The following is a 16,356-nucleotide window of genomic DNA, read 5'->3' as shown; positions in this document are numbered from 1 at the left end:
GCCGCGTCACAGCCCGCCCGGTACGCCGATCAGCGAGCCGATCAGGTAGGTGGCACCGGCCGCCGCGGCGCCCAGCAGCAGCTGACGCATCCCACTGGTCCACCAGGGACGGCGGGTGAACCGGGCCACCACGGCACCGGCGGCGAACAGCCCGAGCCCGCCGACGGCGAGCGCCAGCCACAGTTCGGTGGCGCCCAGCAGGTACGGCAACAGCGGGACCAGCGCGCCGACGGAGAAGAACAGGAACGACGAGATCGCTGCGGCCCACGGGCTGGGCTGGTCGTCGGGGTCGACGCCCAACTCCTCCCGGACGTGCACCCGCAGCGCCTCCTCCGGGTCGCGCCGCACCGCCTCGGCGACCTGGGTGGCGAGGTCCCGGGGCAGGCCCCGGGCCACCCACGCGTCGGCCAACTCCCGGGCCTCCGCCTCGGGGTGCCGTTCCAGTTCCCGTCGCTCCTTGGCCACCTCGGCGGCGACCTGCTCGTTGGCGGAGCGCACGCTGGTGTACTCGCCGAGCCCCATCGAGATGGCCCCGGCCACCAGGCCGGCGCTGCCGGTGAGCACGATGCTGCGCGGCGACACCCCGCCACCGCCGACGCCTGCGATCAGGGCGATGTTGGTGACCAGGCCGTCCATCGCGCCGAAGACGGCCGGCCGTAGCCAGCCGCCGGAGACGTCCGCGTGGTGTGCCTCGCGCAGTGCCGCTGGGGTGTCGGTCACGGCAGGGTCAGGATCTCGTGGCCGTCGTCGGTCACCACGATGGTGTGCTCGAACTGCGCCGTCCACTTCCGGTCCTTGGTGACCACTGTCCACCCGTCGTCCCACATGTCGTACTGGTAGGTGCCGAGGGTGATCATCGGCTCGATGGTGAACGTCATGCCCGGCTCCATGATGTCAGTGGGGCGCGGGCTGTCGTAGTGCGGCACGTAGAGGCCGCTGTGGAAGGCCTCGCCGATGCCGTGGCCGGTGAAGTCGCGGACCACGCCGTAGCCGAACCGCTTGGCGTACGACTCGATGACCCGGCCCACCACGTTGATCTGCCGGCCCGGGGCGACGGCGCGGATGCCGCGCATCATCGCCTCGTGGGTCCGTTCGACAAGCAGCCGGGCCTCGTCGCTGACCTCGCCGACGCAGAAGGTGGCGTCGGTGTCACCGTGCACCCCACCGATGTACGCGGTCACGTCGACGTTGATGATGTCGCCGTCCTCCAGGACGGTGGAGTCCGGGATGCCGTGGCAGATGACCTCGTTGAGGCTGGTGCAGCAGGACTTTGGGAAGCCCTTGTAACCAAGCGTCGACGGGTACGCGCCGTGGTCGCAGAGGAACTCGTGCACCACCTTGTCGATCTCGTCGGTGGTCACGCCCGGCTTGCAGTGCTCACCGGCGAGCTGGGTCGCCTGGGCGGCGAGCCGGCTGGCGATCCGCATCTTCTCGATGGTCTCCGGCGTCTGCACGTGCGAGCCACGCCACTCCTGCGGGCGCTTCTTGCCCACGTACTCCGGTCGGGCGATCTGGGATGGCACCGGTCGCATCGGGGAGAGCGTGCCTGGTGTCAGCGGCGGACGGACGGTCATGCCACAAGCCTATCGCCGGGACCGCTGGTGACCCGCGCCACGGCCGCCCGGTGGAGGTTGTTGCCCTGGCAGGGTGGCTGTGCCATGGTGTCTGCGTGGATCAAGGGGGAGCACCGCCCGTCTTCTCCGCCAGCGCCGAGATCGACGGTGACCACCTCCATGTCGTGGTGGCCGGCGAAGTCGACATGGCGACCGCGGACACGATGCTCCAGACGGCGCTGCGCGAGCCCGCCGGGAAGATCACTCTCGACCTGAGCGCTGTCACCTTCTTCGACTCGGCCGCCATCCACGCAGTGGTCCGGCTCGCCCAGCAGTTCCCGGGCATGCTCACCGTCCGTCCGTCCCGGCAGGTCCGTCGGGTGCTGGAGATCTCCGGCCTCGGCGAGCAGAGTTGGCTGGACCCGGCCTAGGGCCGGCGTCGCACACTCCTCGACCGGCCGGGCAGAGCCCAGGCCAGGCCCGAAGGCCCGCGCCGCCGGGCGCGCGGTCAGTCCTGCAGCTGCCGGCGCAGCGTCACCTCGGTGCCCTCATCGGTACGCCGTACCGACAGCTCGCCCAGCGCCTTGATCAGGGCCAGGCCGCGGCCCCGGAAGCCGGCGCCGGTCGACTCCCGCCACTGCCCGCTGTCACGCACAGTGGCCGTCACCGTCCGATCCTCGATGGCCACCTCCACACTGATCATGGCCTCGGCGGGGTGGATCGGGTGCTCGATGGCGTTGGCGGCAGCCTCGGAGACGGCGACGGTCAGGTCGAACAGGTCGGTCTCGCCGACGGAGTGCGCGACAAGGAAATCCTCCAGCCGCTTCCGCAGCACGCTGAGCCGGGTCGGGTCCGCCGGTAGCCGCAGCGCGAAGCGGTTCAGCTCCGCCGCCTCCAGGGCGAGGACCGCCACGTCGTCGCGGCGCGGCCGTCCGGTGACCCGCTCGACGACCGCGTCGATCAGGTCCACCACGTGCTCACTCGGGACGGCCGCGTCGATGCGGAGCTGGGCCAGGGAGGCGTCGATGCCGAGCTGGCGGTCCTCGATCAGCCCGTCGGTGTAGAGCAGCAGTCGGGTGCCGGCCGGCAACTCGCCCTCGACCGACTCGTAGGTCGCGCCGGGGAGGGCGCCGACCGGTGGACCGAGCGCTCGGTCGTGCAGGAACGCCACGTCGCCTCCGGTGATCAACAGTGGGGACGGGTGACCGGCGCTCGCGTACCGCAGCCGACCGGTGCGGGGGTTGAACAGCAGGCAGACCACTGTCGCGAAGGAGCGGCCCTCGGTGGAGCCGACCAGCCGGTTGAGCCGGGTCAGCGACTCACCCGGATCGAAACCCTCCAGCACGTACGCCCGCAGCGCGTTGCGCAGTTGCCCCATCGCCGCGGCGGCCCGGACGCCCTTGCCGACCACGTCGCCGATGACCAGCACCAGCTCGTCGCCGTTCAGCGCGATCGCGTCGTACCAGTCGCCGCCGACCTCGACGTCGGCGCTGCCGGGCAGGTAGCGGCTGGCCACCACCGCGCCGGGCAGTTGGGGCAACGACCGGGGCAGCAGGCTGTGTTGCAGGGTGGTGGCGATGCGGTGTTCGGCTTCGTAGAGCTGCGCGTTCTCCAGTCGCACCCCGACGAGCCGGGCCAGCTGGGTCAGCGCGGCGTCGTCGGCCTGCGCCTCGTCGCCATCCGCCCGCCAGACCTGCAGCTCACCGAGCTGCTTGCCGGTGGTGCCAGTCAGCTCGGCCACGAAGGACGGGTCGGCGGCGGTGGTGCCACCGCCGTCCGCCTCGAAGCGCGCCTCGGCCGCGGTGACCACCACCCGAGCCGCCTCGGCGAGGCTCAACGCGTGCCGGGCGGCGACCTGGAGCACGTCGGCGGTGGATCGGGCGGTGTTCACCGCCACCGCCGCGTCGGCGAGCGCGCGGAGACGGCGGATGATCTGCCCGCGCAGCTGGCCCAGTTCCACGTTTGCCCGTACCCGGGCGATCAGCTCCTGCGCGGAGAACGGCTTGGTGAGGTAGTCGTCGGCGCCGACGGCGAGACCGGCGACGGCCTCCGCGGAGCCGGCGCGGGCGGAGAGCAGCACGATCGGCACATGCCGGGTACGCGGGTCCGCGCGCAGCGCGCTCACCAGCCCGAACCCGTCCAGCCGGGGCATCATCACGTCGGTGAGCACCAGGTCGAAGCCGCCCTCGCGGGCCAGCGGCAGGGCATCGAGCCCGTCGTTCGCGGTGACCACGTCCCAGGTCGGGGAGAGTAGCCGGCTGACGTGCTCCTGTAGGTCGGCGTTGTCGTCGACGACCAGGATCCGGCCCGCCGAACTGGTCTTCGCCGGCTGACCGTCGAACTCGGGCGTCGGCGCGACACCGGCCCAGAGCGCGGTCTCCGCCACGAAGAGCCGGGCCTGCTCCGGTTCACCCACGGGCAGCGGGTCGAACGCCGCCACCCGGTCCGCCGGCAGGTGCGCCGAGCCGAACGGAATGGTGACCGTGAAGGTGCTGCCCTCGTCGACCTGGCTGGTCAACCCGACCTCACCGCCGTGCATCTCGACCAGTTCCCGGACCAGCGCGAGGCCGATGCCGGTGCCCTCGTGGGTGCGCGCGCGCACCCCGGGCACCCGGTGGAACCGTTCGAAGACGTGCGGCAGCTCGTCCGGCACGATGCCGACGCCGGTGTCCGTCACCTCCAGCCGGGCCGCGCCCTCCACGGCCCGGATCCGCACCCGGATCTCGCCGTCGAAGGTGAACTTGACTGCGTTCGACACCAGGTTGAGGACGATCTTCTCCCACATGTCCCGGTCGACGAAACCCGGCGTCGGCAGCGGCGGACAGTCCACCACCAGTCGCAACCCGGCCCGTTCGGTGGCCGAGCGGAAGGTGCTGGCCAGTCGGGCGGTGTAGCCGGCGAGGTCGGTGGGCTGGTAGCGGGCGGCGAGCCGACCGGACTCCAGCCGGGAGAAGTCCAGCACGGTGTTGACCAGCTTGAGCAGGCGCAGTGCGTTGCGGTGCATCATGGTGAGCCGGTCGGTTTCGGTGGCGGGCAGCTCCGGATCGGCCAGCATGTCCTCCAGCGGGCCGAGCACCAGGGTCAGTGGAGTGCGGAACTCGTGGCTGACGTTGGCGAAGAAGTTGGTCTTCGCCCGGTCCAGCGCGGCCAGTTCTGCGGCACGGGCCCGTTCCTGCTCGTACGCCCGCTGAGCGCCGACCGCCCGGGAGATCTGGGCGGCGACCAGGCCGAGGAAGTCGCGGTAGTCGTGGCTGAGCGGCAGCTGACGGGCCACGCCGACGACCAGCGCGCCAACCGTCTGGTTGGTCGCCGCGAGCGGCAGCACGAGGGCCTGGTCGGCGGCGTCGACCGGCAGCGCGTCGAGCAGAGCGGCCACCTCGACCGTGGCGGGCGTGCCATCGGCGGTCAACCGGGCCAGCAGCTGCGACGTGACGTCGGTGACGGGCGGGGTGGTGCCGGTGTGACCGGCCAGGGTGAGCTGGCCGCTGTCGTCAGCCAGATAGATCAGGGCGAACGGCACGTCCGCCCGGTGCCGGCCGAGCACCCCGGCGGCGGTCCGGCCCAGTTCCCCGGCGCTGCCGATGTCGCTCAGCTCGGCACCCAACTCGGATAGCGCCCGTAGCCGGCGCTCGCCGAGCACCCGCCCTGTGGTCTCGCTGACGATGCAGTAGACGCCACTGACCGAGCCGTCGTCACCTCGGATCGGGTCGTACGAGACGTTGAAGTAGGTCTGCTCGACGAAGCCGTAACGGTCCAGCATAAAGGGATGGTCCTCGCCCCGGTAGGAGCGGCCGGTGCTCCGGACGTCGTCGAGCAGCGGGCCGAGCACCGCCCAGGTCTCCGCCCACCAGAAGCGGGCCGGTTGGCCGATCACGTCCGGGTGTTTGCCACCGATGGTCGGCCGGTAGGCGTCGTTGTAGAAGGCCAACTGCTCGTCGCCCCAGAACATGACGATCGGCGCGCTGGAGGCGAGCATCATCCCGACCGCGTTTGTCAACGCCGGGGGCCACTGGCCGGGCTCACCGAGCGGGCCGGAGGACCAGTCGAAGGTGGCCAGCCGCTCGCCCATCTCGCCGCCGGCCGCGAACGCGGCCGCCAGCATCGGCGGGGTCTCCCGGCTGGACAGGGCGGCATGCCCGATGTCCGCGCCCCCCTGGGCCGAGCTCATGCAGCCTCCCGCTCCGGCCGTACCCCTCGACCGTTGATCTTCACCCGCCGTGCTCCGACTTGTACCCCAGCGGACCAGCAACGTAACGCATTACGAGCGATGGACGCTGGTTACGTACGCCGGAGCCGTCGCGCACCGGACAGTGCGGGTGGACGGCGGCGTCGGGCAGCGGTGGCCGGAGCGCCCTGACGAGTCAGAAGACCGGCAGCCCGTCGATGCTCGCCGCGTTCCTGGTGGCCCGGTAGTCGACAAGGTCGTCGGTGCTGCGGCGGGAGTGTGAGGTGAGTAACAAGTCGCGCTCGGCCCGGAAGTCCATCAGCGGCACCGCATATCCGCAGGAGTCACTGACCCGCTCCACCTCGACAGTGATGACCGCCCGGACGGCGTGCACGTCCGGAGGCGCGGGAAACTCGGCGAGTCGATCGGCGAAGGCGTCCTCGGTGACCGCGACGCTGCTCCCCCGTCCGTGCAACCGGACGATCTTCGGCGGGCCGTCGAAGGCGCAGAACATCAGCGTGATCCGGCCGTTGTCCCGCAGGTGGGCAATGGTCTCGGCTCCGCTGCCGTGATAGTCGAGGTAGGCCACCCGGTGCGCGTCGAGGATCACGAACGTGCCACGCATGCCCTTCGGCGACACGTTGATGTGCCCCTCGGCACCGGACGGGGCGGTCGCCACGAAGAACAGCGGCTGCGCCACGATGAAGTCACGCAGTCGTCCGTCGATCTCCGGATAAACCTTGCCCATGCGCCGATCCTCCCACCGGTGCCGCCTGCGGGCGGGGGCGATCTCAGTCACACCCGCTTGCCGGCAGCCCGCACCAGCGCCGTGATCGGGCGGGGATCCGACTCGTTCTCCGGATGCCACTGCACCCCCAGCACGAACGGCAGGGCCGGATCCTCGACCGCCTCGACCACGCCGTCCCCCGCCCAACCGGTCACCGTGAGCCGGCCCGGATCGGCGACCGCCTGGTGGTGGTACGAGTTGACCTGCTCGACCCCCGCCAGGACCGAGGCGGCGAGGCTCCCCGGCGCGAACCGCACCGCGTGCGCCCCGTACACGCCGGGCGCTGGACGGTGCTCCTCGTGACCGACCACGTCGGGCAGGTGCTGATGCAGGGTGCCGCCGTACGCGACAGCGAGCAACTGCATCCCCCGGCACACGCCCAGCACCGGCACCTGGCCCGCAAGCGCGGCGGCCAACAGGGCCAGCTCGCCAGCGTCCCGGTCCGGCCGGTCCTCGGTCCGCGGGTCGGGCGGCTGGCCGTACCGCACCGAGCCGACGTCCGCGCCACCGGCCAACAGCAACCCGTCGAGGACGGCCACCACGTCCGCGTCCACGTCGTCCGGCGGCAGCACCACCGCCCGGCCACCCGCGGCCGTCACCGCCCGCGAGTACGCCTCCGGGACCAGCACCGCCCGCACCCCCCGCCAGACGGCCCAGTCGGCGGGTTCGACGTACGCGCTGACCCCGATCAGCGGGCGTCGGCTCATAGAGGCGTGACGTAGGCGCCCGTGATGCCACCGTCGACCACGAACTGCGCGGCGGTCATGAACGAGGCGTCGTCGCTGGCCAGGAACGCCACCGCGGCGGCGATCTCCTCCGGTTGCCCGAAGCGACCCATCGGCACGTGCACCAGCCGACGGGCGGCCCGCTCCGGGTCGGCGGCGAAGAGTTCCAGCAGCAACGGGGTGGCCACCGGGCCGGGGCAGAGGGCGTTGACCCGGATGCCCTCGCGGGCGAACTGCACACCCAACTCCCGGGTCATCGCGAGCACCCCGCCCTTGCTCGCGGTGTACGCGATCTGCGACGTCGCCGCGCCCATCAACGCCACGAACGAGGCGGTGTTGATGATCGACCCCTTGCCCTGTCGCCGCATGTGCGGAATGGCGTACTTGCAGCACAGGTAGACGCTCGTGGTGTTGACCCGCAGCACCCGTTCCCATGCGTCCAGGCCGGTGTCCAGGATGGAGTCGTCGTCCGGCGGTGAGATGCCGGCGTTGTTGAACGCGATGTCCACCCGGCCGTGCCGGTCGGCCACCCCGTCGAACAGCTCACGCACCGCCGACTCGTCGGCCACGTCGGTGGCCACGAACTCGCCGCCGCACTCCTCGGCGGCCTTCGTACCGGCCGCCGCGTCGATGTCCACGCAGACCACTCGGGCCCCCTCGGCGGCGAACCGCCGCACGGTGGCCAACCCGATGCCGCTGCCCGCTCCGGTGACCACGGCCACCCGGTCTTGCAACCGACCCTGCACTGGCGTCACTCCTCCGTCGCGATGAACACGTTCTTGACGTCCGTGAAGGAGTGCAGCGCGTCCGGGCCCAGCTCACGACCGAGCCCGGAGCGCTTCATCCCGCCGAACGGGGTCCAGTAGCGCACCGAGGAGTGCGAGTTGACGCTGAGGTTGCCCGAGTCGACGGCACGGGCCAGGCGCAGGGCCCGCCCCACGTCCCGGGTCCAGATCGAGCCGGAGAGGCCGTACTCGGTGTCGTTGGCGAGCCGGACCGCGTCCGCCTCGTCGTCGAACGGCAGCACCGAGACCACCGGGCCGAAGATCTCCTCCCGCCAGTGCCGGTCGGCCGGCGAGTCGGCCAGCAGCACTGTGGGTGCGTGCCAGAACCCGGGGCCGTCGGGGCAGGAGCCGGTGAAGGCGACAGCCGCCCCGGCGAGGTAGCCGGCGACCCGGTCCCGTTGGGCGGCGGAGATCAGCGGGCCCATCTCGGCGGTGTCCCGGGACGGGTCCTCGACGCGTACCGCGCGTACCGCCGGTTCGAGCAGTTCCAGGAACCGGTCGTACACCGAACGCTGGACCAGGATCCGCGACCGGGCGCAGCAGTCCTGGCCGGCGTTGTCGAAGACCGCGCCCGGCGCGGTCGCGGCGGCGCGTTCCAGGTCGGCGTCGGCGAACACGATGTTCGCGCTCTTGCCGCCCAGCTCCAGGGTGAGTCGCTTCACCTGGGCGGCGCAGCCGGCCATGATCCGGGTGCCGACCTCGGTGGAGCCGGTGAAGCAGATCTTGCGGACCGCCGGGTGGCTGACGAACCGCTCCCCCACCACCGAGCCCTGGCCCGGGACGACGGTGAAGACGCCGTCGGGCAGGCCCGCCTCGCGGGCCAGCTCGGCCAGTCGCAGCGCGGTGAGCGGGGTCAACTCGGCGGGCTTGAGCACCACTGTGTTGCCGGCGGCGAGCGCCGGGACGAACCCCCAGGCGGCGATGGGCATCGGGAAGTTCCACGGCACGATCACGCCGACCACACCGAGTGGCTCGTGGAAGGTGACGTCCAACCCGCCGGGCACCGGGATCTGCCGCCCGGTCAACCGCTCGGGCGCGCCGGCGTAGTAGTCCAGGACGTCGCGGACGTTGCCCGCCTCCCACCGGGCGTTGCCGATGGTGTGCCCGGAGTTGCGCACCTCCAGCGCGGCCAACTCGTCCAGGTGCGCGTCGACCACGGCGGCGAACCGCCGCAGCATCCGCGCCCGGTCCCCCGGCCCCACCCGACGCCAGGTCTCGAAGGCCGTGGCGGCGGCAGCGATCGCCGCGTCCACGTCCTCGATCGAGGCCCCCGCAACCTCCCGGAACCCCACCCCGCTAGCGGGATCCACCACCATGGTCACGCCGCCACCCCCATCTTCACGTGGTCAGAGGCGTTCGAAGCCACGGGTCAGCTCCCAGTCGGTTACCGCGGCGTCGAAGGCGGCCAGCTCGACTCGCGCCTGGTTGGCGTAGTGGGCCACCACCTCGGGGCCGAACGCCTCCCGCGCCGCCGTGGAGTTCTCCCAGAGGGCCAGGGCGTCGCGCAGGGTGCGGGGGACGCGCTCGGCCTCCGGGTCGTCGTACGCGTTGCCGGTGCACTCCTCGGCCAACTCCAGCTCACCGTCGATGCCGTGCAACGCCCCGGCGACCAGCCCGGCGATCGCCAGGTACGGGTTGACGTCCGCGCCGGGCACCCGGTTCTCCACCCGCATGCCCTGCCCGTGCCCGACCACCCGCAGCGCGCAGGTGCGGTTGTCCACCCCCCAGCGCAGCGCCGTCGGGGCGAACGACCCCGGTTGGTAGCGCTTGTAGGAGTTGATGTTCGGGGCGAAGAGCAGGCTGAACTCCCGCATGGTGGCGAGCAGCCCGGCGAGCACCCGCTGCCCGGTCTGCGACAGGTGCGCCGGCCCGTCGCCGAGCATCGCCGACGAGCCGGACGAGTCCCGTAGTGAGAAGTGGATGTGGCAGGAGTTGCCCTCCCGCTCGTTCGGCTTGGCCATGAAGGTGATCGCCATCCCCTCCTGGGCGGCGATCTCCTTGGCGCCGTTCTTGTAGATCACGTGGTGGTCCGCGCAGGCCACCGCCTCGTCGTACCGGAAGGCGATCTCGTGTTGCCCGAGGTTGCACTCGCCCTTGGCGCTCTCCGGGGTGAGCCCGGCGCCGGCCATCTCCACGCGGATGCGGCGCAGCAGCGGCTCCACCCGGGCGGTGCCGAGCAGTGAGTAGTCGACGTTGTACTGGTTGGCCGGGGTGAGGTCACGGTAGCCGCGCTGCCAGGCGTCCTCGTACGAGTCGCGGAACAGCACGAACTCCAACTCGGTGCCGGCGTACGCGGTCAGCCCGTGCTCGGCCAGCCGGTCCAGCTGCCGGCGCAGGATCTGCCGGGGTGAGGCGACCACGTCGCCCGAGCCGTCGAGCCAGGTCAGGTCGGCCAGCAGTAGCGCGGTGCCGGGCTGCCAGGGCACCCGGCGCAACGTGGCGAAGTCCGGCACCATCGCGAAGTCGCCGTAGCCGCGTTCCCAACTCGACATCGCGTACCCGTCGACGGTGTTCATGTCGACGTCCACGGCGAGCAGGTAGTTGCAGCCCTCGCTGCCGTTGGCCACCACCTGGTCGAGGAAGAACGGCGCGTGGAACCGCTTGCCCTGCAACCGGCCCTGCATGTCGACGAGGGCCAGCACCACGGTGTCGATCTCGCCCTCGGCGACGGCGACCCGCAGTTGTTCCAGCGTGAGCGGAGCTTTCCTCATTCGCGGGCCTCCATCACCAAGGTCTACTGGCAAACCGGATCACCGTCAATGCCCCCGGCGCCACGTGCGGCAAACCCGACCGCCGGCCGGCGGGACGGCAGCACCGCCCGTCCCGCCGGGTGCCGATCAGACCGGGCCGTCGGCCGGCGCCGGGTCGGCCGCCGCCGCGGGTTCCTCGACGGTACGAACCGGACCGGTGAACCACTTGCGGGCCGAGGCGTACCACCAGACGGCGACCAGCAGCAGCACCCCGCCGACGGCGAGTGGCGCGTAGTTCACCGCCGACCAGGTGAACCCGTCGTTGCCGGGCACCCCGGCGGGCACGATCGGCAGCACGAAGTAGACGGCGATGATCGCGATCTCGATCACCGCGATCCAGCCGAGCAGCTTGTACTTGCGGCCCAGCGTCCACGGCCCGGGGACGAACCGGTCGCCCATCCGCAGCCGGAGCGCGATCGGGATGAGGAACGACAGGTAGAGCCCGAGCACCGCGACGGAGACGACAGCGTAGAAGGCGATCGGGATACCGGCGGAGCTCTCGTAGAGCGCCGGCAGGGTCAGCACCAGGCCGGCCACTGTGGCGCCGATGATCGCGTTGACCGGGGTGCCGTTGCGGTCGACAGTCGACCACAGCCGCCAGCCCGGCACCGCACGGTCCCGGCTGAACGCGTACGCCATGCGGCTCATCGAGGTCACGCAACTCATGCCGCAGAAGAACTGCCCGATTGTCGAGATGATGATGACGATCTTGAAGAAGACCGGGGTCAGCGCGGACTCGAAGATCGCGCCGGAGAAGCCGCCCGCGGCGTTGACCGCCTCGACGTCGGTGGCAGCGAAGAGGAACGCCAGCAGCAGGATCCACCCACCGACCGCCGAGTAGAAGATCGACTGCCAGAGTCCGCGGGCCGCCGCCTGAGAGGCACCCCGGGTCTCCTCGGAGACGTGCGCGCAGGCGTCGAAGCCGGTGATCGTGTACTGGGTCAGCAGGAAGCCCAGCGGCAGCACGTAGAACCAGAACGTCAGCCCGCCGATGTCCCCGTCACCGAAGCCGGAGTTGTTGAACCGCTCGGTGAACACGAACTGGAAGCTCTGGTGGTTGTCGGGCACGAAGACCAGGATGGCCACCACGACGGCCGCGCCGGCCACGTGCCACCAGACCGAGACGTTCTGGAGTACGTCGATGATCCGGTGCCCGAAGATGTTGATCAGCCCGTGCAGCACCAGGATGATCACGAAGAGGACGAACGCCTGACGCAGCGTCCCGGCCCAACCGTCGAAGAGCGCCGACAGAGTGAGGTTGAGGAACGTCGCGCAGCCGTAGTCGACCGAGGCGGTGACCGCCACCAGACCGATCAGGTTCAGCCAGCCGGTGAACCAGCCGTGCACCGGACGGCCCATGGTGGCCGCCCACCAGTAGATCCCGCCCGCAGTCGGGTACGCCGACACCAGCTCCGCCATGCAGAAACCGATGATCAGGATGAACAGCGAGATCAGTGGCCAACCCCAGGAGATGGCGACCGGCCCGCCGTTGTTCCACGCCTGACCGAAGGTGGTGAAGCAACCGGCCAGAATCGAGATGATCGAGAAGGAGATGGCGAAGTTGGAGAAGCCACTCCACTTGCGGCGCAACTCCTGTTTGTAGCCGAGTTCAGCGAGCCGTCGGGCATCCTCGTCCATCGGTTGCTCGGCGGTCGGCACGGGCGTCGTGGCCACTGCACACCTCCCTGAGGTGGTTCCGCGTGCGAGTGGGCAAAGTGTCGTCCCGGCCGATCAAGGCGGTCAATACGTAGTCGGTGGGAATCTCACCGACGTCGCGGCTAATTGTGTTGCCACCCCGGCCACCCCGGCCGCATCCTTGACCACGTGACCAGCCCGTTCGCGACGGGCCTACCCGGGCACTCGGACCGCCCGGACCGCGGCGGCGCGGGGCACAGCCTCTCTCTCAGTACGGCGATCCGCCGTGCCCGACAAGTGCCCCGCGCCCCCGACCCGTCAGGACGGGACCTGACGTCCGGCGGGCAGATCGACCAGCAGGCCCGACCGGGCCACGGCGACCGGACCGCCCTACGCCCGCCGTGCCGCCGCGACCGCCGCGTCGGGGTCCGTGCCCGGCCACAGGTGCGTCAGCAGAACCGCACTGGTCCGTGCCGCAGTGGCGTAGCGACCCACCTCGGCGGCGCTCGACAAGAATCCGACATGCCGGTCCGGGATCTCGTCGACATACGTGGCGTCGGCGATCAGCAGGTCGGCGTCGCGGGCCAACTCGACGAGCATCGGGCTCGGCCCGGTGTCCCCGGTGTAGGCCAACACCGTTCCGCCAGCGGAGAAACGCACACCGGCGTTCGGCACCCAGTGCGGCAGTGACCAGGTCCGCACGGCGAACGGGCCGACATCGAAGTTGTCGCCGGGGCTGAACGCGTGCAGTCGGTACGCCGTGTCGACCAGCCCTGACTCGTCGATCGCGAGCAGCGCGTCGAGGCCGCCGGTCGGCGCGTACACCGGCAGGGCCGGCGCGAAGCGGTCGGACAACACCCGTGCCCGCAGCAGTGGCTGGAGGTCGGCGCAGTGGTCGGGATGGCCGTGGCTGACATACACCGCGTCGACAGCCGAAGCGGGCAGCCGACTCAGCAGCGGTTGCACCGTCGCGTAGCCAGGATCGATCAACAGCCGAAAGCCGTGGTGCTCGACCAGAAACCCCGCACACCCCTGTTCGGCGGAGGGCCAGGCACCACGACCGCCGAGCACCACGACGCGCATGGGACCGACCCTAGCCGCAGCGGCTCCGCCGTCCCGCCCCGAACTCGTCCGACCGAGGGCGGCGGGTCACGTCATCAGCAGACCGGCCACCCACAGTGCGGCAATGACCAGGCCGGCGGCGAACTCGACAAGCATCGACAGGCCGGCGGCCTTCAGAGCCTGCACGGTGGACGGCCAGGCCAACTGGTTGCTGCCCAACCGGAGGCGTTCGGCCGCCCACACCCCGGCCACGAAGCCGAGCACCAGGCCGACCACCGGCACCACGAAGAACCCGATGACGCCGAGCACCCCGCCGGCGAGCAGCGTGGAGGTCGGCACACCGGTGCGCTTCAGGTTCCGGCCCGGCCACGCGTACTTGATCACGGCGCCGCCCCCAGCGACCACTGTGGCGGCGGCGAACACCGCCCAGCCACCCAGGCCGGCGCCGCCGAAGACCGCCCAGAGCAGCACGCCGCCCCAGCACAACGGCAGCGCCGGCAGGCCGGGCACCACCACTCCTGCCAACCCGGCCAGGATGGCCAGCCCGGCCACCACTGTCACCGCCGTCTGCGAGTCCGTCAGGTCCACGTCGCCACCCTCCGTCGCCACCCTCCGGACCGGAACGGTCCCCCGCTCCGCCGCGTGCCGTCGCTTCGCGCCACGCTGCTGTGCCAGCCGGTTCGCTCGCTGCGCTCGCTCACGCCGCCGCCGCCCCGCCGCCGCGCAGCCGGGCGGTGATCGCCTCGGCCGGCGCGGGCGCGCCGAAGTACCGGCCCTGCCCGGTGTCGCAGCGCAGCGCCCGCAGCCGTTCCGCCTGCACGCCCGTCTCCACCGCCTCGGCTGTGACCCACAACTCCAACGCGTGCGCCAACCGGACCAACGCGTCGACGATCCGTTCGTCGCGGTGGTCGGCTGCCTGGTCGGTCCCGTCCGCGCGGATGCCCTCGACGAACGGGCCGGCGAGCTTCAGGCAGTGGATCGGCAACCGACGCAGGTACGCCAGATTGGAGTACCCGGTGCCGAAGTCGTCCACGGCCAGCCGGACGCCGAGCGCGGCGAGCCGGTGCAGGCTGCGCAGGGGTTCACCGGCGCTGCCCATCACGGCGCTCTCGGTCAGCTCCAGTTGCAGCAGCTCGGCGGGCAGCCCGCTGGTCTGCAACGCGTCGGCGACAGTGTCCACGATGGCCGGTTCGTCGGCCTGCCGGGCGGCCAGGTTGACGCTGACCACCAGCCTGGCGTCCGGGAACTCCCGCCACCACCGTTCGGCGTCGGCGCAGGCCTGCCGCAGCACCCACTCGCCGAGCCGGACGATCAGGCCGGTCTCCTCGGCCAGGCCGATGAACCGGTCCGGCCCGATCAGGCCCAGCTCCGGGTGCTCCCAACGGACCAGCGCCTCCACGGCGAGCATGGTCCCCTCCAGCAGCGACACGATCGGCTGGTAATGCAGCACGAACTCGCCCCGGTCCAGTGCGGCGGGCAGCCCGGCCACCAGCGCCGATCGGGCGATGTCCCGGGCGCCGCGCTCCGGGTCGTAGACCGCCCACCGGCCCCGACCCGCCGCCTTGGCCCAGTACAGCGTGGTGTCCGCCGCCTTCATCAGCTCGGACGCGGTGGTCTCCGAGGCGGGACAGTGCACGATGCCCACACTGGCCGAGACTGCCAACTGGTGCTCACCGACGTGGACCGGGGCGGCGACGGCGGCCAGCGCGGCCTCCGCGACGGCGACCGGGTCGTCGGTGTCGTCCCCTCCGTCGACGAGGATCACGAACTCGTCGCCCCCCATCCGGGCGACCAGGTGGCCGTGGTCGGCCACGCACGCGGCCAGCCGGCGGCCGATCATCACGAGCAGTCGGTCACCGAGGTCGTGGCCGAGGCTGTCGTTGATCGCCTTGAAGCCGTCCAGGTCGAGGAAGCACACCCCGACCCGCTGGCCGACGCCCGCGGTGTCGAGCACCCGTCCCAACGTCTCGAAGAACAGCGTCCGATTGGGCAGCCCGGTCAGCGGGTCGTGCAGCGCCTGGAAGCGCAGCCGCTGCTGGAGTTCGTACCGCTCGGTGATGTCCTCGATCATCGCGACGGTGAATCGGGGTCGCCCCTCGTGTCGGATCAGCGAGACGGCCAGGTCCGTCCAGACCACGCTGCCGTCCTTGCGGTGGTAGCGCTTCTCCACCCGGGCCGCGTCGTGCTTGCCCTCGATCAGCTCCTGGTAGAGCTCCCACATCCCGGCGGCGTCGTCGGCGTGGAACAGCGCCGCCACGTTGATCTCGCGCAACTCCTCGATCGTGTAGCCGAGCATCTCGGCGAACGCCTGGTTGACGTCGATGATCCGGCCGTCCACGCCTGCGATCCCGATCCCGATCGCGGCACCGGTGAACACCGCCCGGAACCGCGCCTCGCTCTCGCGCAGCGCCTGCTCGACCTCGTCGCGCGCCTGCCAGGCCGACCGGGCGATCCGCTCCTGCTGACTGAAGGTGCGGTCGCGCAGCGCGCGGGCGAACCCGGCGGCCAGGCCGCCCTGCATCGCCGCGATCCGCTCGGCGAGATCCGCCGGCCGGTCACCGTCGCCCAGGACCCGCCGCCCGAAGGTCGCACCGAGCGCCTGCAGCGTCCACTCCAGGGCCTGCGGCTCGGTGAGGTGCGCCTCCACCAGGGCCCGCCCGACCTCCTCGGCCGGGCGGGTGGTGAACGGCTCCGCCCGGACCGCCTGGGCCAGCCGGATCGTGTGCGCCAGCAGCAGCCGCTCGGTCTCGGCCACGCTGAGTGGCACGAAACCGAGGCGGCGCACCGCGCGCGCCCAGTCGGCGGCGTACCCCTGAGGGTCGGCCCGGCCGGCGACGACCCCGGCGGGGTCCCGGCCGGCATCGACCCCGGCGGGGTCCGGGACGGCGACCACG

The 16,356-nt window shown here is 71.5% G+C and carries 13 protein-coding genes; 1 reads left to right on the top strand and 12 read right to left on the bottom strand.

The annotated features are described in order from the left end of the window. Positions 1-6: 6 nt before the first annotated feature. Together IW249_RS16540 and map are read right to left on the bottom strand one after the other, a co-directional pair. A complete protein-coding gene (locus IW249_RS16540; RefSeq protein ID WP_196921580.1) occupies positions 7-720 on the bottom strand; it encodes a VIT1/CCC1 transporter family protein in 714 nt (237 codons plus the stop codon). Continuing rightward, a complete protein-coding gene (map, locus tag IW249_RS16535) occupies positions 717-1,574 on the bottom strand; it encodes a type I methionyl aminopeptidase (protein WP_196921579.1) in 858 nt (285 codons plus the stop codon). The genes IW249_RS16540 and map overlap by 4 nt, the downstream gene beginning before the upstream one ends. Before the next feature lie 95 nt (positions 1,575-1,669). Here map and IW249_RS16530 point away from each other — a divergent pair, with 95 nt between their 5' ends. After that, entirely contained in the window at positions 1,670-1,984 is a 315-nt protein-coding gene (locus tag IW249_RS16530) for an STAS domain-containing protein (RefSeq protein WP_196921578.1), read from the top strand. Positions 1,985-2,061: 77 nt separating this feature from the next. Here the strand turns inward: IW249_RS16530 and IW249_RS16525 are convergent, their stop codons facing one another. The 10 genes from IW249_RS16525 to IW249_RS16480 all read right to left on the bottom strand — a co-directional run bounded on the left by IW249_RS16525 (position 2,062) and on the right by IW249_RS16480 (position 16,355). Further along, the gene (locus tag IW249_RS16525) at positions 2,062-5,721 is read right to left on the bottom strand and encodes a SpoIIE family protein phosphatase (RefSeq protein WP_196921577.1); all 3,660 of its coding nucleotides are present in this window, start codon (positions 5,719-5,721) and stop codon (positions 2,062-2,064) included. A 193-nt stretch (positions 5,722-5,914) separates the two neighbouring features. Then, positions 5,915-6,466 (bottom strand): pyridoxamine 5'-phosphate oxidase family protein, encoded by a 552-nt coding sequence (locus IW249_RS16520; protein ID WP_196921576.1) that lies wholly within the window; start codon positions 6,464-6,466, stop codon positions 5,915-5,917. A 47-nt stretch (positions 6,467-6,513) separates the two neighbouring features. After that, on the bottom strand, positions 6,514-7,212 hold the full coding sequence (locus IW249_RS16515; RefSeq protein ID WP_196921575.1) for a gamma-glutamyl-gamma-aminobutyrate hydrolase family protein: 699 nt from the start codon (positions 7,210-7,212) through the stop codon (positions 6,514-6,516). Then, entirely contained in the window at positions 7,209-7,976 is a 768-nt protein-coding gene (locus IW249_RS16510; protein ID WP_196921574.1) for a 3-oxoacyl-ACP reductase, read from the bottom strand. Before IW249_RS16510 ends, IW249_RS16515 begins: the two co-directional genes overlap by 4 nt. 5 nt (positions 7,977-7,981) lie before the next feature. Beyond that, complete coding sequence (locus tag IW249_RS16505; RefSeq protein WP_196924816.1) at positions 7,982-9,331, bottom strand: aldehyde dehydrogenase family protein; 1,350 nt, start codon at positions 9,329-9,331, stop codon at positions 7,982-7,984. A 30-nt stretch (positions 9,332-9,361) separates the two neighbouring features. Further along, positions 9,362-10,726: a glutamine synthetase family protein gene (locus IW249_RS16500; RefSeq protein ID WP_196921573.1), complete on the bottom strand. Its 1,365-nt coding sequence runs from the start codon at positions 10,724-10,726 to the stop codon at positions 9,362-9,364. A 126-nt stretch (positions 10,727-10,852) separates the two neighbouring features. Beyond that, positions 10,853-12,439: an amino acid permease gene (locus IW249_RS16495; protein ID WP_196921572.1), complete on the bottom strand. Its 1,587-nt coding sequence runs from the start codon at positions 12,437-12,439 to the stop codon at positions 10,853-10,855. Positions 12,440-12,790: 351 nt separating this feature from the next. Continuing rightward, on the bottom strand, positions 12,791-13,483 hold the full coding sequence (locus tag IW249_RS16490) for an MBL fold metallo-hydrolase (RefSeq protein WP_196921571.1): 693 nt from the start codon (positions 13,481-13,483) through the stop codon (positions 12,791-12,793). Positions 13,484-13,549: 66 nt separating this feature from the next. Continuing rightward, complete coding sequence (locus IW249_RS16485) at positions 13,550-14,050, bottom strand: DUF456 domain-containing protein (RefSeq protein WP_196921570.1); 501 nt, start codon at positions 14,048-14,050, stop codon at positions 13,550-13,552. 109 nt (positions 14,051-14,159) lie between these two features. Further along, on the bottom strand, positions 14,160-16,355 hold the full coding sequence (locus IW249_RS16480; RefSeq protein WP_196921569.1) for a putative bifunctional diguanylate cyclase/phosphodiesterase: 2,196 nt from the start codon (positions 16,353-16,355) through the stop codon (positions 14,160-14,162). Position 16,356 lies beyond the last annotated feature (1 nt).

The organism is Micromonospora vinacea (genome assembly GCF_015751785.1).
Lineage (GTDB): Bacteria > Actinomycetota > Actinomycetes > Mycobacteriales > Micromonosporaceae > Micromonospora > Micromonospora vinacea.
This window is presented reverse-complemented; position numbering and strand designations above follow the sequence as displayed.